Source organism: Pseudomonas sp., assembly GCF_035512415.1.
In the GTDB taxonomy this organism is placed as follows: domain Bacteria; phylum Pseudomonadota; class Gammaproteobacteria; order Pseudomonadales; family Pseudomonadaceae; genus Aquipseudomonas.
The window spans coordinates 41888-64972 of the sequence record NZ_DATKDZ010000008.1 but is presented as its reverse complement, the minus strand read 5'-3'; the positions used below and the strand labels follow the sequence as shown (position 1 = coordinate 64972).

The window sequence follows — 23085 nt, the reverse complement described above, 5'->3', positions numbered from 1 at the left end:
GCCGTTTTCCAGCACGCGGTAGTAAGTGTCGGCCACCACCATGCCCTGGGTCAGGAGGTTCTTGAACGGCTCGTCGGAGGACAGCAGGCCCTCGTCGCGCATCAGCTTGTGGAAGAAGCGCGCATACAGCAGGTGCAGGATCGCGTGTTCGATACCGCCGATATATTGATCCACCGGCAGCCAGTGGTTGGCCGCGACCGGGTCGACCATGCCGCCGGTGTAGTGCGGCGAGGCGTAGCGGGCGAAGTACCAGGACGATTCGACGAAGGTGTCCATGGTGTCGGTTTCGCGCTTGGCCGGTGCGCCGCAGGTCGGGCAGGTGCATTCGTAGAAGTGCGGCATGCGCGCCAATGGCGAGCCGGCACCGTCCGGCACCACCTCTTCGGGCAGCACCACCGGCAGCTGGTCTTCCGGCACCGGTACGTCGCCGCAGCTGTCGCAATGGATGATCGGGATCGGGCAGCCCCAGTAGCGCTGGCGGCTGATGCCCCAGTCGCGCAGGCGGAACTGGGTGCGCGACTTGCCCAGGCCTTTGTCGAGCAGGGCCACTTCGATGGCGTCGAACGCGCCAGGGAAGTCCAGGCCGTCGAACTTGCCGGAGTTGATCAGTTGACCATGCTCGCCGTAAGCGTCCTGCCAGGGCGCTGGGGTTTCGTCGCCGGCGGCGGTGCGCACCACCGCTTTGAGCGGCAGGCCATATTTATGGGCGAACTCGAAATCGCGCTCGTCGTGGGCCGGTACGGCCATGACCGCGCCGTCGCCGTAGTGCATCAGCACATAGTTGGCGACCCATACCGGGAGTTTTTCGCCGGTCAGCGGGTGTTCGACGAACAGGCCGGTGGGTAGGCCTTTCTTTTCCTGGGTGGCGACATCGGCTTCGGCGACGCTGCCGCTTTTGCATTCGTCGATAAAGGCTTGCAGCTCGGCGGCCTTGTCGGCGGCGAGGCGCTCCAGAGCGATGGCAGCCAGCGGGTGCTCGGCCGCGACGGCGACATAGGTCGCGCCCATCAGGGTGTCGGGGCGGGTGGTGAAGACGTTCAGCTTGCCTTCGCTGCCGATCGAGGCCAGGTCGTAGGGGAAGCTGACTTCCATGCCGCGGGATTTGCCGATCCAGTTGCGCTGCATGGTCTTGACCTGTTCCGGCCAGCCATCGAGATCGTCCAGGCTGCTCAAGAGTTCTTCCGCGTAGGCGGTGATCTTGAAGTAGTACATGGGGATTTCGCGCTTTTCGATCACTGCACCGGAGCGCCAGCCGCGGCCGTCGATAACCTGTTCGTTGGCCAGTACGGTCTGGTCCACCGGGTCCCAGTTGACGGTGCCGTTCTTGCGGTAGATCACGCCCTTCTGGAACAGGCGGGTGAACAGCCACTGCTCCCAGCGGTAGTAATCCGGCTTGCAGGTGGTCACTTCGCGAGTCCAGTCGACTGCCAGGCCCAGGCTTTTCAGCTGGGTCTTCATGTACTCGATGTTCTCGTAGGTCCACTTGGCGGGCGCGACCTTGTTCTTCATCGCGGCGTTTTCCGCCGGCATGCCGAACGCATCCCAGCCCATCGGCTGCAGCACATTCTTGCCCTGCATGCGCTGATAGCGGGCGATCACGTCACCAATGGTGTAGTTGCGCACATGGCCCATGTGCAGCTTGCCGCTCGGGTAGGGGAACATCGACAGGCAATAGAAGGTCTCTTTACCTGGCTGCTCGCTCACTACAAAGGATTGTTGCGAGTCCCAGTGGGACTGCGCAGCGGCTTCGATTTCACGTGGCTGATACTGTTCGTGCATGGCTACCGGCGCTAAAAATAGGGGCTTGCGGAAAACGCCGTAGCATACATGACCCCCCCTTGCTGAGGGAAACCCTGATTGCACTGCTGAGCGGGCGGCAAGGCCCGCAGAACCGCCGTTTGTCGCGGCGCGGCGCTGCTTGAAGGGCGGCCGCTAAGCTTGTTATATGGGCTGCGTGAAAGGGGCCCGTCGTGAGGTGAATGGATGGGCGAATTAAGGCGTGCAGGAACTGGCGGCGGACTCTACGAACGGCTATTGCAACGCCTTGCCCTGGCGCTGGAGGAGGCCGACAGCCTGAGCGGGTTGGCGGCCGAGTCACCGCAGGAGCTGGAATTGCGGGATCTGACGGCGGCCGAAATAGAGCTGATCCGCGCCTACCTCAATCGCGATCTCGACTGGCTGCGCGGCTGGCATGCGGCGGCCCAGGAAATGGCGCAGATCGAACAGATGCAGGTTCGGCGCAAGGTCGCCCGGCCAATGTCGAAAGTCGTGACCTCATTACCGAGCGCCAAGCCGCTGTTACGCCGCCAACCGCGTCTCTGCTGTGCGCTCTGCGGAACCCTGGCCAGCGGCCACCTAGGGCAGGGCGTGCAGGCGTGCCGAACCTGCGGCTCGCAACTGTTCCGGGCGAGCAATCCCCGTTAACAGGCCGTTGAAAAACGTAGGCGAGGCCGCCGAGGCAAGGCGCTACGTTAGTAACAGCCTCCGGCTGGTCAAAACAGGCGCTACGCAGCGCAGCGGAGTAACAGCCGCAGGCTGGCCCGCAGGGCGAACGTAGTGAGTCAAAAGCGGACTGGGCTCGAGTAGTACGTGAGCATTTTATTCGCTTCGCTCACCCCTTCGGGGCCGTGCTAAAGCACGTTCAGCCTTTGGCTGTGAGCCTGTTTTTAACGCCCCCTGTCTTTTCAAGAAGAGGGGCAGCGTAGGTAGTTTTTCAACGCCCTGTTAGGCTTCGCGCACCTCTGGAGGTGCTTGATGCCGATTCGCTACATCCTTAAACAACTGTTGATGCCGCCGGGCATTTTTCTGCTGCTGTTGCTGATCGCCTGGTGGTTGCGCCGACGTGCGCCGCGGCTGGCGACGGCCTGCTTCAGCCTGGCGCTGGGTGGTTTGTGGCTGATGAGCCTGCCGGTGATGGTGGAATGGTCGGCGCGGCAGTTGGAAAGCGAGCCGGCCCTGGCCGAATTGCAGTGGGCGCAGTTGGCCGAGCAGGCGCAGGCGATTGTCGTGCTCGGCGGCGGGCGTGAGCAGAATGACCCGGCCTGGGGCGGCGATCAGCCCAGCCTGATGGCATTGGAACGGGTGCGCTATGCCGCGCGCCTGGCCAAGGCTTCCGGGCTGCCGCTGCTGGTCAGTGGCGGGCTGCATTACGGCGCGCCGCCAAGCGAGGCGGCATTGATGACCGATGTGCTGGCGCGCGATTACGGAGTCAGGGTGCGCTGGCAAGAAGGGCTAAGCCGTACCACCTGGGAGAACGCGACCTACAGCGCCGACATCCTGCGCAAAGAAGGCATCACGCGGGTGCTGCTGGTCACCCAGGCCTGGCATTCGCCCAGGGCGCGTTGGTGTTTCGAGCAGGTCGGGTTTGAGGTACTGAGTGCGCCCATGGGCTTTCTCGGCGTGGCCAACGGCCGTCCGGCGGGCGGCTGGCTGCCGGAAGGCAAGGCGCTCTGGCAGAACGGCCTGCTACTTAACGAGGCCGTTGGGTTGTGGGCGTATCGTTTGGTGTATGGGCGGGGATAAGCGGTAAACAACGGCGGCTTGTAGCCCGCCTAGATTCATAGAGCAGGCCGCGGAACGCGGTGCAATCCGGGGTCGCACTCCCGGATTGCGCCAAGGCTTATCTGGGCTAAGCCTACAGGCTACAGCGTCTTCGCCATACGGTTGGCCAGTAGAGCCCAGGTAAACAGCAGCAGGCAGAGAATCAGCAGTGGCCAGCCGCGCCAGTAGAGGTAGGGCGTCAGCTGCTGCATGGGCACTACCTCGCCATACAGCACGCCCTGCTCGAACTGCGGCAGTTGCTCGGTGATCTGGCCGTAAGGGTCGATCAGCGCGGTGACGCCGTTGTTGGTGGCGCGAATCATCCAGCGGCCGGCCTCCAGGGCGCGCATCTGCGCCATCTGCAGGTGCTGCAGCGGACCGATGGAGCGGCCGAACCAGGTGTCGTTGCTGATGGTCAGCAGCAGGTCGCTCTGGGCGGCGAGGCCGGCGGCGAACTCGGGGTAGACCACCTCGTAGCAGATATAGGCGGCGATCCGGTAGCCCTGGGCTTCCAGCAGCGGCTGTGCGGCCGAGCCGCGGGCGAAATCCGACATGGGCAGGTCGAAGAAGGCGATCAGGCCGCGCAGCACCTCCTGCAGCGGCACGTACTCGCCGAAGGGCACTAGCTTCTGTTTGAGGTAGTCGCCGCTGCCCAGGCCAACCACGCTGATGGCGTTGTAATAACGCAGCTCGCCGCGCTCGTTGGCCTGGCGGATCGGTACTCCGGTGATCAGCGCTGCCTGGCGCTGGTTGGCAAACTCGGCCATCGCCCCGAGGTAGCCAAGGGCGTGTTCCTTGAGTACCGGTACGGCGGTTTCCGGCCAGACGATCAGGTCGGTCGGTGTGGCGTTGAGGCTCAGGTCACGGTACAGCGCCAGCTGTGCGTTGAGCTGCGCCGGGTCCCACTTGAGGTTCTGCTCGATATTGCCCTGTACCGCGGCTACCGTCATGGGTTCGCCAGCGGGCTGGGTCCAGGCGTGCCCCTTGAGGGCCAGGCCGGCGATCCAGGGGGTTAGCAGCAAGAGGATGCCGGTGGCGAGAAAGGCCTTGCGTGCGCGCAGCTGCGCCAGGTTGACCAGCAGCGCGGCGCTCAGGGCCAGCACCAGCGAGATCAGCCAGACGCCACCCAGCGGGGCCAGGCCGGCCAGGGGGCCGTCGAGTTGGCTGTAACCGGCATACAGCCAGGGGAAGCCGGTGAGAAACCAGCTGCGAAAGGCCTCCTGGGCCAGCCACAGGGCGGCGAAAGCCAGGGCGTCGGCCAGCGGCGCTTCGACCCGGCGCAGCCAGCGGGTCCAGACCCAGGCGCTAAGGGCGAACAGCAGGCCGAGGCCGGCGACAAACAGCAGGGTGAGGAAGGCGGCCAGGGGCGGCGAGGCCGCGCCGTAGTCGTGAATGCTCACATAGACCCAACTGGTGCCGGCGGCGAACAAGCCGAAGCCATAGCACCAGCCGCGCAGCGCTGCCTGGCGCGGGCTGAGGTCGCGCAGGCCGAGGTAGAACAGGGCGATGGACAGCAGGGCCAGCGGCCACAGGTCGTAAGGCGCGAGTGCTAGTGGGGTAATGGCCCCTGCGAGCAGGGCGATCAGGTTGCCGGGCCAGCCAGGTCGGGTTATCCAGTGCATTGCATGCAGATCCTTGGATTGGGGTGGCGCAAGGGTAGAGGGGAATGCGGAAGGGGGGAAGGCGGATGCAGTCGCTGTAGGAGCCAGCTTGCTGGCGATTTTCTTCGCCGCTGATCGCCAGCAAGCTGGCTCCTACAAAGGCGCGCAGGGCCTTAGCTGCGCAGCGGAGTCAAGCGCAGCAGGTGAATCCGCCGGCTGTCGGCGCTGATCACGCGGAAGCGGAAGCCGCCGATGTCGGTGACTTCGTTGCGCTTGGGCAGGTGGCCGAAGGCGCTCATCACCAGGCCGCCGACGGTGTCGAATTCATCATCGGAAAACTCGCTGTCGAAGGATTCGTTGAAGCTGTCGATGGGGGTCAGCGCCTTGACCAGGAAGTCGCCCGAGGGCAGCGGTTTGACATAGCTGTCTTCCTCGACGTCATGCTCGTCCTCGATATCGCCGACGATCTGCTCAAGCACGTCCTCGATGGTCACCAGGCCCGCGACGCCGCCGTACTCATCGATGACCACGGCCATATGGTTGTGGTTGGCGCGGAACTCGCGCAGCAGCACGTTGAGGCGCTTGGACTCGGGCACGAAGGTGGCCGGGCGCAGCAGGTCCTTGATATTGAAGTTGGGCTGTTCGCCCGAGAGGATCAGCGGCAGCAGATCCTTGGCCAGGAGGATGCCGATGACATCGTCGAGGCTCTCGCCAACCACCGGGTAGCGCGAGTGCGCGGCTTCGATGATCGAGGGCAGAAATTCCTTGGGCGTCTGGTTGGCCTTGATGCTCATCATCTGTGAGCGCGGCACCATAATGTCGCGAACTTGCAGGTCGGCGACCTGAATTGCACCTTCGACGATGGCCAGTGCTTCGCTGTCGAGCAGCTTGTTCTGATGCGCTTCGCGCAGCACTTCCAGCAATTCCTTGCGGTTCTTCGGCTCATGAGCAAAAGCCTGGGTCAGTCTGTTAAACCAGGACTTCTGCTCGTTGCTCGATCGGTCTTCGCTCATGGTGGTTACTCAGGAACCTTTTGTATTTTCTGTGGGTTGTAGAGGGTGCTTACAAACGTAGCGAGCGATGGTCAGGCAAGGCGCACTCAGTCGAAAAGCGCAGTGTACGAGTTGTACATGAGCATTTGAGACTGGGTGGAACGGAGCATGGCCGAGCGCAGTAGTTTGTAGGTGCCCTCTTATTCGTGGTCGGCGTAAGGGTCGGGATAACCCAGCTCAGCGAGCAATTCTCGTTCCAGCGCTTCCATCTCTTCAGCTTCCTCATCATCGATGTGGTCGTAGCCGAGCAGGTGCAGGCAGCCGTGGATCACCAGGTGCGCCCAATGCGCTTCGCTGGTTTTAGCTTGTTCCTGGGCTTCGCGCTCAACCACCGGCACGCAGATCACCAGGTCGCCCAGGAGCGGGATATCCAGCATTTCATCAGGTACATCGGCGGGGAAGGATAGTACGTTGGTGGCGTAATCTTTATGACGCCAGGTGTGATTGAGCTCGCGGCCTTCGGCTTCATCGACCAGGCGAATGGTCAGCTCGGAGTCGGCGCTGCGCTGGCGCAGGGCGATTTCGCACCAGGCGCGGAACTGCGCTTCGCTCGGCAGGGCGGCGGCGTCGCTGGCGATCTGCAGGTCAAGCTCAAGCATTGCGCTCATCCTGCTCGTCATCCAGCTTGCCGTGCATGCGGTTGTCGTAGCGTTCGTAGGCTTCGACGATGCGCTGCACCAGTGGGTGGCGTACGACGTCCTTGGGCTTGAAGTGGGTAAAGCTGATGCCCGGTACGTCACGCAGCACGTCGATTACGTGGGTCAGGCCGCTTTTGGTGCCACGGGGCAGGTCAACCTGGGTGATATCGCCGGTAATGACTGCGGTGGAGCCGAAGCCGATGCGGGTGAGGAACATCTTCATCTGTTCCAGGGTGGTGTTCTGGCTTTCGTCGAGGATGATAAAGCTGTTGTTCAGCGTGCGGCCGCGCATATAGGCCAGCGGCGCGACTTCAATCACCTGTTTCTCGATCAGCTTGGCCACCTGCTCAAAGCCGAGCATCTCGTAGAGTGCGTCGTAGAGCGGGCGTAGATAGGGGTCGATCTTCTGCGACAGGTCACCGGGCAGGAAGCCGAGCTTCTCGCCGGCTTCGACCGCCGGGCGCACCAGCAGGATGCGGCGAATCTGCTCGCGCTCCAGCGCGTCCACGGCGCAGGCCACGGCCAGGTAGGTCTTGCCGGTACCGGCCGGGCCGACACCAAAGTTGATGTCGTGGTCGAGGATGGCTTTGACGTAGCGCTGCTGATTGGCCCCGCGTGGGCGAATCATGCCCTTGCGGGTGCGCAGGGCGACGCTGGCTTCGACCGTCGGGTTGCTCATTTCCTCAATCCCGGACTCCTGCAGAAACAGGTGCACCAGGTCGGGCGACAGTTCGGTGTTTTCGGCCTCGCGGTACAGGCGGCGCAGCAACTGCTCGGCAGCGCGAGTCTGACCGGCGGTGCCGACCAGTTCGAACTGGTTGCCGCGGTTGCGCAATTCGATGCTCAGGCGCTGTTCGATCAGGCGCAGGTGCTCATCAAATTGGCCGCACAGGTTAGCGAAGCGGCGAGCCTCAAAGGGTTCAAGGATAAAACGGAGTGGTTCTATGGTTGCGTTCAAGGTCGTGTGATGGCCGCCAGTCGGCTGGGGTAGTGAAACGAAGAATAGCGCTAGCGGCCGCGCGGGGGAAGCTCGGGCCGCTGCGGCTTTAGTCGGTTAACAGGGTGCCGCGCAGCGAGTTGGGCATGGCTTCGTCGATATGCACGTCGACGAACTGGCCGATCAGGCGCGGGTTGTCGCTGCGGAAGTTGACCACCCGGTTGCTCTCGGTGCGGCCCTGGAGCATGCCGGGGTCCTTCTTCGAGTAATCGTTGACCAGGATGCGCTGCACGGTGCCCGCCATTCGTCGGCTATTTTCGAAGCCCTGCTGGGTGATGCGGTGTTGCAGCAGTGCCAGGCGCTGTTTTTTCAGCTCCAGCGGCGTGTCATCGGGCAGGTCGGCCGCCGGGGTGCCGGGGCGCGAGCTGTAGACGAAGGAGTAGCAGAAGTCGAAACCGACATCCTCAACCAGCTTCATGGTCTGTTCGAAATCCTTCTCGGTTTCACCGGGGAAACCGACGATAAAGTCCGAGCTGATCAGGATGTCCGGCACTGCGGCGCGCAGCTTGCGGATGCGCGACTTGTATTCCAGTGCGGTGTGGTTGCGCTTCATCGCTGCGAGAATGCGGTCGGAGCCCGATTGCACCGGCAGGTGCAGGTATTTCACCAGCTCGGGGATCTCGGCGTGGGCCTGGATCAGCGCGTCGGAGAACTCCAGCGGATGGCTGGTGGTGTAGCGAATACGGTCGATGCCGTCGATGGCGGCCACGGCATACAGCAGCTCGGCGAAATCGGCGATCTGCCCATTCGCAGTTGCGCCGCGGTAGCCGTTGACGTTCTGCCCGAGCAGGGTGATTTCACGCACGCCGTGTTCGGCCAGGTGGATGATTTCGCCGAGCACATCGGCTATCGGCCGGCTGACTTCTTCGCCGCGGGTATAGGGCACCACGCAGAAGGTGCAGTACTTGCTGCAGCCTTCCATTACCGATACGTAGGCGCTGGGGCCGTCGACGCGCGGTTCGGGCAGACGGTCGAATTTCTCGATTTCGGGGAAGCTGATATCGACCTGGGCGATCTTGGTGGTGCGCGCGGCGTCGATCATTTCCGGCAGGCGGTGCAGGGTCTGCGGGCCGAAGACCACGTCGACGTAGGGCGCGCGATCACGAATCGCTGCGCCTTCCTGGCTGGCTACGCAGCCGCCGACGCCGATCACCAGGTCCGGGTTGGCGATTTTCAGCTTTTGCCAGCGGCCAAGCTGGGAGAACACCTTGTCCTGGGCTTTTTCGCGGATCGAGCAGGTGTTGAGCAGGATGATGTCGGCGTCTGCTGCCTTCTCGGTGACTTCCAGGGCTTGATGTTCGCCCAGCAGGTCGATCATGCGCGAGCTGTCGTACTCGTTCATCTGACAACCGTGGGTTTCGATATAAAGCTTCTTGGTCATGCGCGCTCAACAAGGGGAATCGAAGAACCGCGCATTATAGAGGCCGAAGGCTCGGGTTCCTAGCGTTGGCTGCTCGGCGGCTATGCTATGATTTGCGCCCTCCAAAATTAACCCCCGGTGCGAACTGCATAGCCATGAGCAAACGCGAGCCTATCTACAAGGTGATTTTCCTCAACCAAGGCCAGGTGTACGAGATGTACGCCAAGCAGATCTTTCAAAGTGATCTGTGGGGCTTTCTGGAGGTGGAGGAGTTCGTCTTCGGCGAGCGCACCCAGGTGGTAGTCGACCCCAGCGAAGAAAAGCTTAAGGCCCAGTTCGACGGTGTGGTGCGCAGCTTTATCCCCATGCACGCGATTATCCGCATCGACGAAGTCGAACGCCTGGGCACGCCGAAGATCAGCGAAGCCAAGGGTGGTGGCAATGTCATGCCGTTCCCTATGCCGATGCCGGACAAATAAGGACCTGCATACGATCTGCTGCGCGTCGGCCCTGCTGCGTTAAAAACAGGCTCGGAATGCTCATGTACAACAGTACACTCCGCTTCCTCGCCTGTTTTTGCCTTGCATGACTCTAGCTCGCGAGATCTTAAACCGCGTCTAAACGTGTCAGTGCGTAGGATGGGTTGAGCGACCCATCCGGTCTTAGCTCAGCCTGCGGTGAGTCAGGGCAGCGGCGCGAACGGCGAGGTAAGGACGTCGGCGTTCTGCAGTTCCAGCAGGTAGTTGCGGAAGATCTGCCCGAGCACCTGGCTGGCGATTTCCAGCTCATCGCGGGGCATCTGCGCGGCGATCAGGTCGGCACTGTCCATGGCTTCGTCCGAGCCATTCACCGCCGCCATCTTCAGCACGATATAAGCCTGGACGTTATTGGCCGGTACGCCTTCGCCGCGGAAGAACATCATGCCCAGGCGATATTGCGACTGGGCATGGCCTTGTAGCGAGGCCAGTTCAAACCATTTAAGCGCCTGACCCAGATCGCGCTCGGTGCGCTTGCCGTCGTAATAGAACTCGCCCAGCTCGTACTCGGCCTGCAGGTCGCCGCCCTGTGCGGCCTGTTGGCAGGCGGCGAGGGCGTCGGGGAGGTCTTCGGGGGCGGTATTCAGCGAGCAGCTGCCGGGCGCTGGGATCAGCAGGGTATTGCCGCCCGCCAGGGCGGGCAGAGGGAGCAGGAGCAACAGGCAGCCCAGGGACAGGGTGCGGCCGGTGCGTTTCATGAAAATCCATTTACCTCGAATGCAGAGCTGGCGGTGTGCCTGGCCGACGAAACGCGTCGGCCTTCACATTATGAAATAAGCAGCGGCGTTCTTACAAAGTCTTTACCGGGTTTTCTCCCAGGCCAATTGTTTGGGCGCTGCCCGGCAGGTTTAGCAGCAGCCAGGCCAGCAGCGGATAAGCCGGTGTCAGCAGGCCATGAAACAGGTCGACGCGACGCAGCGGGCCGATAAAGCCCTCGGTGCCGACTGCCAGCCCGGCCAGCAGAAACAGGCCGACCACTCCGACCGCCGCGGCGACGGGCAGACGACGCGGCCATTGCACCGCGCCGGCATAGAGAATCAGCAGCAGGGTCGCCAGGTTGAGCAGCAGGCGATAGTCGTCGAGCAGGTTCATCTGCCGGAACAGCTCGAAAAAAGCGCACAGGCCCAGCACGATGCGGCCCCAGTTCGGTCGGCTCCAGGCCCAGCCGCGGCCCAAGGCCAGCGCTGCGGCACCGAGTAACGGCAGACCAAGAAAGCTGCTGGCCTGGCTTAGCCACAGATGTGCGGCTTGCCATTCGGGGTCGACGCCATAGCGCATCACCCCGACCGAGGCGGCCGCGGTTGGCAGCAGGAAACCCAGCAGCGCGCAGAACAGCGCTGGCTGGTCTGCCTCGCCATAGTGCTTGCGGGCTTTTCCGATGGCGATTGCGCAGGCCAGACAGGCCAGTGCCAGGATCGCGTCGCTAAAGGCGGTGCTGTACTGCATCAGGCCTTCTTCAGCTCGGCGAAGGCGCGCTCGGCGGCGTCCAGGGTGATCTTCAGCTCGGTTTCGCCATGGACGATGGAGGTGAAGCCAGCCTCGAAGGTACTCGGGGCCAGGTACACGCCGCCCGCCAGCATCAGGTGGAAGAAACGCTTGAAGCGCTCGGCGTCGCTGGCCATCACGTCGTCGAAGGTGACGATATCGTCCGCCCCGCTGAAATACAGGCCGAACATGCCGCCGGCCTGGGTGGTGACGAACGGAATGCCGGCCGCATCGGCGCGGTCCTGCAGGCCTTGCAGCATCAGGCTGGTGTAGTCGCTGAGGGCGGCGTGGAAGCCCGGTGCGCTGATCAGCTTGAGGGTGGTCAGGCCGGCGGCCATGGCCAGCGGGTTACCCGACAGGGTGCCGGCCTGGTAGACCGGGCCGAGCGGGGCGATGCATTCCATGATCGCGCGCTTGCCGCCGAAGCAGCCGACCGGCATGCCGCCGCCAATGATCTTGCCGAAGGTGGTCAGGTCCGGGGTCACGCCGTAATAGGCCTGGGCACCGCCGAGGGCAACGCGGAAACCGGTCATCACTTCGTCGAAGATCAGCACCACGCCGTGTTTGTCGCACTGCTCGCGCAAGCCTTGGAGAAAGCCCGGGGCTGGCGGCACGCAGTTCATATTGCCGGCCACCGGCTCGACGATGATGCAGGCCACTTCGCTGCCGACTTCGCCGAGCATCTGCGCGACCGCGTCGATGTCGTTGAAGGGCAGGGTCAGGGTGTGTTTGGCGAAGGCCGCCGGCACGCCCGCCGAGCTGGGTACGCCCTGGGTCAGCAGGCCCGAGCCGGCCTTGACCAGCAGGCTGTCGGAGTGGCCGTGGTAGCAGCCTTCGAACTTGATGATGCTGTCGCGGCCGGTGAAGCCGCGGGCCAGGCGGATGGCGCTCATGGTCGCTTCGGTGCCGGAGCTGACCATGCGCACCATGTCCATGGACGGCACCATGGCGCAGACCAGGTCGGCCATCTCGGTTTCCATGGCGGTTGGCGCGCCATAGGACAGGCCGTGCTCCAGCTGGCGACGCACCGCATCGAGCACGTCCGGGTGGCTGTGGCCGAGAATCATCGGGCCCCAGGAACCGACGTAGTCCACGTAGCGCTTGTCGTCTTCATCGGTGACGTAGGCACCTTCCGCGTGCTTGAAGAACAGCGGGGTGCCGCCGACGCTTTTGAATGCGCGCACCGGCGAGTTGACGCCGCCGGGGATGTGCTTCTGGGCGTTGGCGAAAAGGATTTCGGAACGGGACATGGCAGGGCCTCTCAGTAAGCGCGTGAGGGCGAGTGGGCTCACCCTGAAAACAGTTAATTCTTGCCGAACAGCTCGCTAAAGGCGCGGGCGCGGCGCTCGACTTCGGCGGCCGAGTCGGCACCGAACAGGCCGTGGACCACCGCGACCATGCTGGCACCGTGGGCGATCAGCGCGGGGGCGTTGTCCAGGGTCACGCCGCCGATGGCGACGATGGGCAGGTTGATCTTGGCTTTCGCCGCAGCCAGCAACTCGACATCGGCAGCCGGTGCACCAGGCTTGGTGTTGGAATTGAAAAAGCGGCCGAAGGCGACATAGCTTGCGCCTTCCTTGGCGGCGGCCTCGGCCAGCTCCAATTGGGCGTGGCAGGTGCCGCCGATAATCGCCTTGCGCCCGAGCAGCGCGCGGGCGACGGACAGCGAGCCATCGCCTTGCCCCAGGTGCAGGCCTACACCGAGGCGGGCGGCCAGTTCGGCGTCGTCATTGATGATCAGGGCTGCGCCGTAGCGGTTGCACAGCTCGCGCAGGGCTTCGGCCTCGCGCAGGCGGCGGGCGTCGTCACTGGATTTGTCGCGGTATTGCAGCAGCGTCGCGCCACCCTTGAGTGCGGCTTCGACGTAGGGCAGCAGCTTGCCCTTGAGCAATTCGCTATCGGTGATGGCATACAGGCCACGCAGTTTCATAGGACACTCCGGCAGTCGTTCATCAGCAGCTCTCTATCACAAGGCATCCAAGGGCAGGCGGCGAGGAATAAACTGGCCGTGGCCAGGTTGTTCGGCGTCGCGTAGGGTGCGCCAGGTGTAGTCGAGGGCAAATTGCACGGCGCTGACCAGTTCCTGGCCCAGGGCCAGGCGACCGGCCAGGGTGCTCGCCAGGGTGCAGCCGGAACCATGGTAGCTGCCGGGCAGGCGCTGACAGACGAAGGTGTGGCGGCTGCCGTCGCGGTTATAGAGGCGGTTGTGCACTTCGTGCTCATCGCCATGGCCGCCAGTGATCAGCAGGTGCTGGATATAGGGCAGCAGCTTCTCGGCGCACTCATCGGCGCTGCCATCCGGCAGCTCGGCGAGGATGCGCGCTTCCGGCAGGTTCGGCGTGGCGATGGTCGATACGGCAAACAGGCGCTCGCGCATGGCGTAACCGACTTCATCCTTGCCCAGCGCGCCGCCGCCACCGGCACGCAGCACCGGATCGCAGACCAGGGGAATGCCCGGCAGGCGCTGCATGATTTCCAGCACGGTTTCGACCATTTCAACCGAGCCGAGCATGCCGAGCTTTACCGCTTCGACCGGCAGGTCGTTGATCACCGCATTGGCCTGGGCCAGTACCCACTCGCGGTCGAGCACGCGGAAGTCGCTGACATTCACTGTGTCCTGCACGGTCAGCGCGGTCACGGTGGGAGCGGCATGGCAGCCCTGGGCGAGCAGGGCTTCGATATCGGCTTGCAGGCCGGCACCACCACTGGGGTCATGACCGGACAGACACAGCACTACGGGGCGAGAGGTAGGCGTTTTCATGGTGCGCGAGCTTACCACCAAACCAACGATTGCAGACCCCGAAACGGCAGGAAAGCCAGCCAGGCGGACGATCTGTCGCAGCCCGTAGCCCGGATGTAGTCTGGGATTGTTGTTCGGGGTCCAGAAGGTTCCCGGATTGCATCCGAGCGACCTGCATCTGCCGTTAACGTGGTCTAAGTGAGCGGTATTAGGCTTGCCCATATTTTTCTCGGGGCTCTGGCGCAAAGGCCTATGCTAGAGTGCCAGCATCCCAATACACCGTTCCAGCGGCGTTCTTAGGCGCTGCTGGCTTACTCTGGCTGAGCTGCATGCATTACATCCTTCTCTGTTTCTTTATGCTGATGCCAGGGTTGGCCGGGGCCTTGGTGTTTGACGAAAACACCCGCAGCCTGCCGCTCGGCAAGACCATGGCGGTATTTGAGGATGTACGCGGCGATGCCAGCATCGAGGACATTACCTCGCCGGCGCTGCAGGCCAGTTTCCGCCCCCATGACAAGCCCGTACTGAATGCGGGCTACTCGCGTTCGGTGTTCTGGTTGCGGCTCGACCTGCACTATCAGCCGGTTCAGCTGGAGGGGCTGCAGCCCTGGTTGTTGGAGCTGGCGTATCCGCCCCTGGATCATCTCGAACTCTACCTGCCTGCGCCCGAGGGCGGCTTTCGCCTGGCCCAGCGCACCGGCGACGCGCTGCCGTTTGCCAGCCGAGAGATCAAGCAGCACAACTACCTGTTCGAACTCAAACTGCCGCCGAACCAGCCGCAGCGCATCTACCTGCGTCTGCAGAGCCAGGGTTCAATCCAGGCCCCGCTGACGCTCTGGGCCCCGAATGCCTATCTGGAAGAGCAGCCGGCGCGGATCTACGTGCTGGGCATCATCTACGGCGTGCTGCTGGTGATGCTGATCTACAACCTGTTTATCTTCCTCAGCGTGCGCGATACCAGCTACCTGTATTACATCCTCTATATCGCCTCGTTCGGCCTCTACCAGGTTTCGGTCAATGGGGCCGGCATCGAGTATTTCTGGCCCAATAACCCCTGGTGGGCGAACGCCGCCACGCCTTTTCTGATCGGCTCGGCGGCGCTGTTCGGCTGTCAGTTTGCCCGCAGCTTCCTGCATACCGCCGAGCACAGCCCCTGGGTTGACCGCATTCTGCTGGTGATGATGGCCTGCGGTGCCGGGGTGATGCTGCTCGCGGTCACGGCCAGCTATGCGGTGGCCCTGCGCCTGGCCACCGTGCTGGCGCTGGCCTTTACCGTGGTGATCTTCGTTGCCGGGGTGCTGGCCTGGTTGCGCGGCATGCGCGTGGCGCGCTATTTCATCATCGCCTGGAGCGCTTTTCTCGCCGGCGGGGCGATCAATACGTTGATGGTGCTGGGCTATCTGCCGAATATCTTCCTGACCATGTATGCCAGCCAGATCGGCTCGGCCCTGGAGGTTGGCCTGCTGTCCCTGGCCCTGGCCGACCGCATCAATGCGATGAAGGAGGAGCGCGCGCGCATCCTGCATGATGCCGGGCTCGAACTGGAGGCGCTGAACCAGGAGCTGGCCAACAACAACCGGCTCAAGGACGAATTTCTCGCCACCGTTACCCATGAGCTGCGCACCCCGATGAATGGGGTGATTGGTTCGCTGGAGCTGATGCAGACGGTCCGGCTTGACGGCGAACTGGCGCAGTACCAGAAGACCGCCGCCAGTTCGGCGCGGGACATGATGCGCATGGTCAACGACATCCTCACCCTGACCGAATTGCAGGCCGGCAAGCTCTACCCGCGGCGCGAGCCCTTCAGCCTGCGCGGCCTGTTCGACGGCCTGCGTGCGCTTTACGCGCCGCGTGCCGAGGAAAAGGGCCTGCGCTTCGAGCTGCAGCTGGATGAAAGCCTGCCCGATACCCTGGAAGGGGACGCCGGCAAACTGGCGCAGAGCCTGGGTTGCCTGCTGGATAACGCGATCAAGTTCACCAGCCATGGCGCGATTCAGCTGCGGGTCAGTCGGGTTGGCAACGGCACTGACAACCTGCCGCTGTGCATCGAGGTGGTGGACAGCGGCGTGGGCTTCGAGACGCCGCCGGACGTGCGCCTGTATCAGCGCTTCCAGCAGCTGGACGGCTCCATGACCCGCGAATACGGCGGCCTGGGTATCGGCCTGGCGATCTGTCGGCAACTGGTCGACCTGCTCGGCGGCAGCCTCAGCCATGAATCGCTGCCGGGGCAGGGCAGCCGCTTCCGCCTCGAAGTGCCTCTGGCTCTGCCGGTGCAGACCCCGGCGCAGGTGGCCGCGCCGCGGCCTGTCAATGCGCCTGCGCTGCGCCAGCCGCAGCAGTGCACGGTACTGGTGGTGGAGGACAACGCCATCAATCAGCTGGTGACCCGCGGCATGCTGCTCAAGCTGGGTTATCAGGTGCGCACCGCCGACAACGGTGCCGAGGCCCTGGAGTTGCTGCGTAACGAATCGGTCGACGCCATTCTGCTGGATTGCCAGATGCCCCTGATGGATGGTTTTGCCACCTGCCGGGCGCTGCGCAATCTGCCGGGCTGCGCCGATGTGCCGGTGCTGGCCATCACGGCCCACAGCCATAGCGGCGATCGCGAGCGCTGCCTGGCCGCTGGGATGAGCGACTACCTGGCCAAGCCGGTGAAGTTCGAGCAGTTGCGCAATCTGTTGCATGACTGGGTGCTCTGCCGCGAGGCCTGACTTCAAAAGTCTTACGTGCGATATACGCCAGCGGCTGGCATTTATGCCCGCTGTTGTGCCCGGAATCGCCCTTTAGCCAAACTCTGAATCCTGATTCACTTGAACAATTGTGAATCAGAATTCAGATCATGGCTTATCGCACCACTGCCCTGCGTATCGACCGCGATCAGGTCCTGCGCGAACGTATCCTTGCCAGCGCCCTGGCGCGTGTTGTCGAGGGCGGTTTTGCCGCCCTGACCATGCAGGCGCTGGCCGAGGACGTGGGTATTGCCACCGGCAGCCTGTACCGCCACTTTCACAACAAGGGTGAATTGGCCGCCGAAGTTTTTGCGATAGCCAGCCAGGTCGAACTCGACGCGCTGCTGCTGGCCCTGCGAGCCCCGGGCCCGCCCGCCGAGCGCCTGGCCGCCGGCTTAGAGCAATTTGCCGCGCGCGCCTGGCACAGCCGGCGACTGGCCTTTGCCCTGATCGCCGAGCCGGTCGAGCCGCAGGTCGATGAGCAGCGCCTGCTCTTCCGGGAGGCCTATGCCGAGCTATTCGGCGAGCTGCTCGAACAAGGCAACGCCGCCGGCGTATTCCGCGTGACCCATCTCGGCCTGACTGCCGCCTGCCTGGTCGGTGCTATTGCCGAAGCCCTGGTCGGTCCTTTGTCGCCCCCCGCGCGTGCGGCCCGCGAAGCCGGTTATCCCGCCCCCAGCCTGGCTGAAGTCAGCCAGGGCCTGGTCACCTTCTGCCTACGCGCCGTGGGCGCACCCTTGCCCGAAAAGGAGCCTCAGCCATGAATGCCAGCCAACACGCCGAAACCCATGAAGTGTTCAACCAGGTGCCGCCGCTGGACGGGACCAACCTGTACCGCCTCGACCTGCCGCTGCAGGAGTGGACCAAGCGCTTCGGTGGCGGCTGGGCCGAGCAGCGTCTGGATGCCTACGGGGCCCTGGCCGGCGGCGAGCTGATGGCTGCAGGTTTTCTCGCCAACGAGAACAAGCCGGTTTTCAAAAGCCACGACCGTTACGGTCATCGCGTCGATCTGGTGGAGTTCCACCCGGCCTATCACCAACTGATGAGCACGGCCATCGCATATGGCCTGCCGTCTATGCCCTGGACCGAGCCGCAGCCCGGTGCTCAGGTGGCCCGCGCCGCCATGAGCTACCTGCACAGCCAGGCCGAAGCCGGCAGCGGTTGCCCGCTGACCATGACCTTCGCCAGCGTGCCGGCGTTGAAGTTGCAGCCGGACCTTGCCGAGATCTGGTTGCCGAAAATCCTCTCGACCCAGTACGACCCGCGCAACTTGCCGATTGAGCAGAAGACCGGCGCGACCATCGGCATGGCCATGACCGAGAAGCAGGGCGGCACCGATGTGCGCGCCAACACCACCCGCGCTTATCCGGTGGGGCTCGGCGGCCCGGGCCAGGCCTACGAGCTGGTCGGCCACAAGTGGTTTTGCTCGGCACCGATGTGTGATGCCTTCCTGACCCTGGCCCACACCGACAAAGGCCTGACCTGCTTTCTGCTGCCGCGCCACCGCCCGGACGGCACGCGCAACGAGTTGTATATCCAGCGTCTGAAAAACAAGCTGGGCAACTGGTCGAACGCCTCCAGCGAAGTGGAGTTTCGCGGTGCCCTGGCCTGGATGGTTGGCGACGAAGGCCGCGGTGTGCCGACCATTATCGAGATGGTCGCGCTGACCCGCTTCGACTGCATGATCGGCTCCAGCGCCCTGATGCGTCAGGCCCTGACCCAGGCCGCGCATCATTGCGCCCATCGCCAGGTCAGCGGTCGGCTGCTCAGCGAGCAACCGCTGATGCAGAACGTGCTGGCCGATCTGGCCCTGGAAAGCGAGGCCGCCCTGGCGCTGACCCTGCGCATGGGCAAGGCCCTGGACAACCCCACAGACCCACAGGAAGACAAGTTCGCCCGCTTGGTCACCGCCGTGGGCAAGTACTGGATCTGCAAACGCGCCCCCGCGATGATCAACGAGGCCGCCGAATGCATGGGCGGAGCCGGTTATGTTGAGGAAACCATCCTGCCGCGCCTGTACCGCGAAGCGCCGGTCAACTCCACCTGGGAAGGCTCCGGCAACGTGCAGTGCCTGGACGTGCTGCGCGCCCTGCCCAAAGAGCCCGGTGTGCTCGATGCGCTGTTCCATGAGCTGGGCGACGGCCATGGCGATGCCCGCCTCAAGGCCCATATCGAAAAGCTCCAGGCGGATTTTGCCGACACCGCCGATATCCAATACCGCGCCCGCCAACTGACCGAAGACGTCGCCCTGGCCCTGCAGGCCAAACTGCTGCTGGAGGCCGGCAACGCGCTGGTGTCCGACGCCTTTATCGCCAGCCGCCTGGGCGGCCAGGGCGGGCGGGTCTACGGCACCCTGCCGCGGGGTATTGATGTCGAAGCACTGGTGGCGCGCAGCTCGCCGGCTGGGCTCTGAGGGCTAGGGCAGGTTTTCGGCTGCGCTGTCAGCGCTTCTGCCAGATCAGCTTGCTGGTATTGCTTTCGGTGATCAGGTACTGCTCGCTGAAGCGGTAGTAGGCGGCGGGTTGGTAGTCGCTATGGCCTTGCAGTTGCACCATCAGCAGGCCATCGACGCTTTGCCAGAGGCCGCTGTATTGCAATTCGCCGGGGCTGTCGTGGTGCCAGTCCGCGCCGCCTGCGACGCTGCGGGTCCATTGCGACACGCGACCGTCGGCGTTCAGTTGCAGGATCATCTGGGTGCTCATGGCGGCGAAGTTGGCTCCGCCGCTATTGATCTGTTGTTCGTGCACCCAGGTGCCGACCAGTGCCGGATCGCGTTGCGGGCTCTGCTCTGCCGCCGCGGCCTGCGGGCTATGGGTCTGTCGGTGGAACAGCGCCTCGCGTTCCAGCACCTCGCCGCTGCGTGGGCTGCGGGCGGCGATGCGTACATTGAGCATGCCGCTGGCGTAGTTGGCATTCATATTGGCGATCAGCAAACCCGAGCCCGGCTCGCTGATCTGCGCCGTCAGTAACTGGCCGTCAAAGTGGCCGCTGATTTTCAAGCGCAGGTTGTTGCGCTCCACATATTCGCCTTCGACCTGCGAGCCCTGGCTGCGCAGGATCATCTCGGCCGGCTGGCCGTCCAAGCGGGCGAGGTAGTGTCCGTCCAGTTCGGCGGCGGCCACCAGCGCAGGCAACAGGCCAAACAGGCAGATTATCGATAGGCGCAGCATGCCGTGATCCTTGGGTGTGGGCTGTGGAACAGATTAGCCGTTGGCGCTTGACCTGGGGGCGGCCCCGCAGTTGCAGACTGGCCGCGAATCAATCCAGAGGTGCCCCGCAATGAACCGTCAGCAAGCCTTTTGGCATGAATACCAGCAAGCCCGGCTGCAGCGTGGCCTAAATCCCGCGGCCGAGCTTTATCACCTGGAACGGGCCCATATTCTAGGCCAGCCGGTGTTTCTTGAGCACCTGCGCAGCCATCTGTGGCTGCTTGCCTGGGCCTGGCGGCAGCGTGACTGGGCTGAGTGTGCGGCGCAACTTCTGCGTGTACCCGGTAGCCTGGGTTCGTTGTTCGGTCTGTATCCGCTGGGCAATCCCGGTACGCGGCGGGTTGGGCCGCTGAAGCCGCAGGCGCTGCCCGAGGATTTGCGGCTGCTGCTGGCGGCGCGCAAGTAAGCAATGTCGCGCTATCGCAAACGCGGCGGATCAGGGCAAGATAGAGCCATTGAGATCAGCCAGGAAGGTGCCTTGTGAACCCTTGTTCCGATGACTTTATTGTCGCCAATACCGCTGAAGAAGCGGTAGATCGTCTGGCCGCCTTGCACCTGCAGGCGACCACGGGCTTGAGCCAGGCGCTCAAGCGTTATCTCAAGGAACGTATCAAGCCGGATGCCGAGGAGCAGTCGCGTTTCCGCTACCCGGAGCTGCGCCTGATCTACCTGTGCCAGGGCGAGGTGCCGACCACCGTGCGCGCCTACGCCAAGGTGCAGGTGCCGGGCACTTACAGCGTCACCGTCACGCATCCGGCGGCGTTCCGCAAATACCTGCTGGAGCAGCTGCGTCCGCTGATGAACGACTTCACCGTGCGCGTCGAGGTGGGCGTCAGTCAGCAGAATATTCCCTATCCCTACGTGGTCGAGCAGGGTGATGAGCTGGCCGGCTCCGGAGTCACCGCCGCCGAACTGGCGCGGGTATTCCCCAGCACCGACCTGTCCGCCGCCACCGATGGCACCGCCGATGGCCTGTATGACTGGGAAAACACCGACCCGCTGCCGCTGGCACTGTTTGATGCCGCGCGGGTGGATTTCTCCCTGCGCCGTCTGGTGCATTACACCGGCAGCGACTGGCGGCATGTGCAACCGTGGATTCTGCTGACCAACTACCACCGCTACGTCGACCAATTTATCCGCCACGGTCTGGACATGCTGGTCGGTGAGTCGCGCTTCAACCGCATGGTGCTGCCGGGCAACGTGGTGATCGAGCGCGGCATGGCCGAAGGCGAGATGCAGGCGATTATCGAGAACGTCATCTGGCACCGTTACCAGATGCCGGCCTACCACCTGCAGGCCGAGGACGGCCATGGCATTACCCTGGTGAATATCGGCGTCGGCCCGTCCAACGCCAAGAACATCACCGACCACCTGGCCGTGCTGCGTCCGCATTGCTGGCTGATGATCGGCCACTGCGGCGGCCTGCGTCAGTCGCAGACCATCGGCGACTACGTGCTGGCCCACGCCTATATGCGCCGCGACGGCATTCTTGACCGCGTGCTGCCGCCGCATATCCCGCTGCCGGCCCTGGCCGAAGTGCAGCAGGCATTGCAGGAGGCGGCCAAAATGGTTACTGGCGAGCAGGGCGACGAGCTGAAAAAACGCCTGCGCACCGGCACCGTGCTGACCTACGACGACCGCAACTGGGAACTGCGCTGGGCCCAGGAACGACCGCTGATCAACCTGTCACGCGCCGTGGCGGTGGACATGGAAAGCGGCACCATCGCAGCCCAAGGCTATCGCCTGCGGGTGCCTTACGGCACGCTGCTGTGCGTCTCGGACAAACCGCTGCACAGCGAGATCAAACTGCCCGGCGCTGCCGGTGCCTTCTATGAGCGAGCAGTCACCCAGCACCTGCATATCGGCATCACCGCGCTGGATCTGCTGCGCAACCAGCTCAACTCGCTGCACTCGCGCAAGCTGCGCAGCTTTGACGAGCCGCCGTTTCGCTAGCGCTTTGTGTTGCATAAAAAAGCCCGAGGTTTATGCCTCGGGCTTTTGTATTTCAGCTCAGCTTATTTACTCGCGTCGAGCACCACGCGGTAGCGCGCTTTACCGGCGCGCAGGTGGTCGATGGCCTCGTTTACCTTGCTCATGGGGAAGTGCTCGACCTGCGGCAGGATCTGATGGCGCGCGCAGAATTCCAGCATGGTCGCCATATTGGCCGGCGAGCCGACGGGCGAGCCGGACAGGCTCTTCTGCTTGGGGATCAGGTTGAACACATGCACCGGAATCGCGCTGGGCACGATGCCGACAAAGTGCAGCCGGCCCTTGCCGCGCAGGGTGCCGATCATGGCGTTCCAGTCGAGGTCGGCGCTGGCGGTGACCAGGAGGAAATCCAGGCTGCCAGCAATTGCCTTCAATGCCGCGCTGTCGGTCGAGGCCACCACCTTGTGCGCGCCCAGGCGCTTGGCTTCTTCCTGTTTACTCAGCGATGAAGTGAAGGCGGTGACTTCGCAGCCCCAGGCATTCAGAAAACCCAGCGCCAGGTGGCCGAGGCCGCCGATGCCGACTACGCCGACCTTGTCGGTGGGTTTTACATCGAAATCCAGCAGCGGGCTGAATACCGTGGAGCCTGCGCAGAACAGCGGTCCGACCAGTGCCGGATCAAGGCCGTCCGGCAGCGGTACGGCCCAGGCCCAGTGGCTGCGCAGGCGGTCGGCGAAACCGCCGTTGCTGCCGACAATGGTCGGTTTTACCGTGCCGCACAGCTGATGCGAGCCTTCCATGCAGGAGCTGCAATGCATGCAGCTGCCCTTGTACCAGCCGATGCCAACCCGCTGACCGAGCTTCAGGCCGCGCGCCTGCGGGCCGAGGCGTACCACGGTGCCGACCACTTCATGGCCGGGGATAAAGGGGTAGCGCGCGTTGCCCCATTCGTTGTCGATCATCGACTGATCGGAGTGGCAGATACCGCAGTATTCCACCGCTACTTCCACGTCTTCGGCACCCAGCGGGCCGGGGTCATAACTGTGCGGTTCGAGGGGCGCGCCGGGGGCTTTGGCAGCCCAGCCGGTAAAGGTTTCGACGATGGATTCGGACGAACTCATAACAATGGCCTCGGGACGGGAAACACAATCTTGCCAGCATAGCCCGCTACGCCGGTGAAGGCTGTGCGGATCACTCAGCCTGATAGTCCAACCTTGGCCTCGGTTACACTGGCCGCCTCGCAACCTGCTGCTGGATCACCTATGTCAC

Annotated in this window: 21 protein-coding genes; 8 read left to right on the top strand and 13 right to left on the bottom strand. The window is 63.7% G+C overall.

The genetic code is table 11. The features are described 5' to 3' along the window. Window positions 1-1779, bottom strand: a 1779-nt coding sequence (leuS, locus tag VMP31_RS03530) for a leucine--tRNA ligase (protein WP_325504130.1), incomplete at its 3' end; no start/stop codon positions are given. A gap of 204 nt (window positions 1780-1983) precedes the next feature. Here leuS and VMP31_RS03525 point away from each other — a divergent pair. Both VMP31_RS03525 and VMP31_RS03520 read left to right on the top strand, forming a co-directional pair. Beyond that, entirely contained in the window at window positions 1984-2424 is a 441-nt protein-coding gene (locus tag VMP31_RS03525) for a hypothetical protein (RefSeq protein WP_325504128.1), read from the top strand. A gap of 330 nt (window positions 2425-2754) precedes the next feature. After that, a complete protein-coding gene (locus VMP31_RS03520; protein ID WP_325504126.1) occupies window positions 2755-3522 on the top strand; it encodes a YdcF family protein in 768 nt (255 codons plus the stop codon). 119 nt (window positions 3523-3641) lie between these two features. On the opposite strand, the gene lnt is transcribed toward VMP31_RS03520, so the two are convergent. The 5 genes from lnt to miaB all read right to left on the bottom strand — a co-directional run bounded on the left by lnt (window position 3642) and on the right by miaB (window position 9209). Then, complete coding sequence (gene lnt / locus VMP31_RS03515) at window positions 3642-5162, bottom strand: apolipoprotein N-acyltransferase (protein WP_325504124.1); 1521 nt, start codon at window positions 5160-5162, stop codon at window positions 3642-3644. Window positions 5163-5314: 152 nt separating this feature from the next. Then, window positions 5315-6154: an HlyC/CorC family transporter gene (locus tag VMP31_RS03510; protein WP_325504122.1), complete on the bottom strand. Its 840-nt coding sequence runs from the start codon at window positions 6152-6154 to the stop codon at window positions 5315-5317. 179 nt (window positions 6155-6333) lie between these two features. Beyond that, entirely contained in the window at window positions 6334-6792 is a 459-nt protein-coding gene (gene ybeY, locus VMP31_RS03505; protein ID WP_325504120.1) for an rRNA maturation RNase YbeY, read from the bottom strand. Further along, the gene (locus tag VMP31_RS03500; RefSeq protein ID WP_325504118.1) at window positions 6785-7789 is read right to left on the bottom strand and encodes a PhoH family protein; all 1005 of its coding nucleotides are present in this window, start codon (window positions 7787-7789) and stop codon (window positions 6785-6787) included. Before VMP31_RS03500 ends, ybeY begins: the two co-directional genes overlap by 8 nt. An 88-nt stretch (window positions 7790-7877) precedes the next feature. After that, window positions 7878-9209, bottom strand: a complete 1332-nt coding sequence (miaB, locus tag VMP31_RS03495) for a tRNA (N6-isopentenyl adenosine(37)-C2)-methylthiotransferase MiaB (protein WP_325504116.1) — start codon at window positions 9207-9209, stop codon at window positions 7878-7880. Between the two features lie 134 nt (window positions 9210-9343). On the opposite strand from miaB, the gene VMP31_RS03490 reads away from it, so the two are divergent. After that, on the top strand, window positions 9344-9667 hold the full coding sequence (locus VMP31_RS03490; RefSeq protein ID WP_090249225.1) for a DUF1820 family protein: 324 nt from the start codon (window positions 9344-9346) through the stop codon (window positions 9665-9667). Window positions 9668-9870: 203 nt separating this feature from the next. Here VMP31_RS03490 and VMP31_RS03485 read toward each other — a convergent pair whose 3' ends face one another. The 5 genes from VMP31_RS03485 to VMP31_RS03465 all read right to left on the bottom strand — a co-directional run bounded on the left by VMP31_RS03485 (window position 9871) and on the right by VMP31_RS03465 (window position 13970). Beyond that, the gene (locus VMP31_RS03485; protein ID WP_325504112.1) at window positions 9871-10422 is read right to left on the bottom strand and encodes a tetratricopeptide repeat protein; all 552 of its coding nucleotides are present in this window, start codon (window positions 10420-10422) and stop codon (window positions 9871-9873) included. Window positions 10423-10513: 91 nt separating this feature from the next. Beyond that, window positions 10514-11170, bottom strand: coding sequence for a hypothetical protein (locus VMP31_RS03480; protein WP_325504110.1), 657 nt, complete (start codon window positions 11168-11170; stop codon window positions 10514-10516). After that, window positions 11170-12459, bottom strand: coding sequence for a glutamate-1-semialdehyde 2,1-aminomutase (hemL, locus tag VMP31_RS03475; RefSeq protein WP_325504108.1), 1290 nt, complete (start codon window positions 12457-12459; stop codon window positions 11170-11172). The genes VMP31_RS03480 and hemL overlap by 1 nt, the downstream gene beginning before the upstream one ends. Window positions 12460-12512: 53 nt before the next feature. After that, window positions 12513-13139, bottom strand: coding sequence for a thiamine phosphate synthase (gene thiE, locus VMP31_RS03470; protein WP_325504107.1), 627 nt, complete (start codon window positions 13137-13139; stop codon window positions 12513-12515). A gap of 36 nt (window positions 13140-13175) precedes the next feature. Beyond that, on the bottom strand, window positions 13176-13970 hold the full coding sequence (locus VMP31_RS03465; protein ID WP_325504105.1) for a hydroxymethylpyrimidine/phosphomethylpyrimidine kinase: 795 nt from the start codon (window positions 13968-13970) through the stop codon (window positions 13176-13178). A 308-nt stretch (window positions 13971-14278) separates the two neighbouring features. Between VMP31_RS03465 and VMP31_RS03460 the strand changes: the two genes are divergently transcribed. From VMP31_RS03460 to VMP31_RS03450, 3 genes are all read left to right on the top strand, one after another. Then, on the top strand, window positions 14279-16660 hold the full coding sequence (locus VMP31_RS03460) for a hybrid sensor histidine kinase/response regulator (protein ID WP_325504103.1): 2382 nt from the start codon (window positions 14279-14281) through the stop codon (window positions 16658-16660). Between the two features lie 128 nt (window positions 16661-16788). Beyond that, window positions 16789-17442, top strand: coding sequence for a TetR/AcrR family transcriptional regulator (locus VMP31_RS03455; protein WP_325504101.1), 654 nt, complete (start codon window positions 16789-16791; stop codon window positions 17440-17442). Further along, window positions 17439-19091 (top strand): acyl-CoA dehydrogenase family protein, encoded by a 1653-nt coding sequence (locus tag VMP31_RS03450; protein ID WP_325504099.1) that lies wholly within the window; start codon window positions 17439-17441, stop codon window positions 19089-19091. The genes VMP31_RS03455 and VMP31_RS03450 overlap by 4 nt, the downstream gene beginning before the upstream one ends. 28 nt (window positions 19092-19119) lie before the next feature. On the opposite strand, the gene VMP31_RS03445 is transcribed toward VMP31_RS03450, so the two are convergent. Next, window positions 19120-19848, bottom strand: a complete 729-nt coding sequence (locus VMP31_RS03445; RefSeq protein WP_325504097.1) for a hypothetical protein — start codon at window positions 19846-19848, stop codon at window positions 19120-19122. A 109-nt stretch (window positions 19849-19957) separates the two neighbouring features. On the opposite strand from VMP31_RS03445, the gene VMP31_RS03440 reads away from it, so the two are divergent. Both VMP31_RS03440 and amn read left to right on the top strand, forming a co-directional pair. Continuing rightward, window positions 19958-20293 (top strand): DUF3703 domain-containing protein, encoded by a 336-nt coding sequence (locus tag VMP31_RS03440; RefSeq protein WP_325504095.1) that lies wholly within the window; start codon window positions 19958-19960, stop codon window positions 20291-20293. Window positions 20294-20367: 74 nt separating this feature from the next. Continuing rightward, window positions 20368-21840, top strand: a complete 1473-nt coding sequence (amn, locus tag VMP31_RS03435) for an AMP nucleosidase (RefSeq protein ID WP_325504093.1) — start codon at window positions 20368-20370, stop codon at window positions 21838-21840. 62 nt (window positions 21841-21902) lie between these two features. Here the strand turns inward: amn and ahr are convergent, their stop codons facing one another. Further along, entirely contained in the window at window positions 21903-22937 is a 1035-nt protein-coding gene (gene ahr / locus VMP31_RS03430) for an NADPH-dependent aldehyde reductase Ahr (RefSeq protein WP_325504091.1), read from the bottom strand. Window positions 22938-23085: the final 148 nt, after the last annotated feature.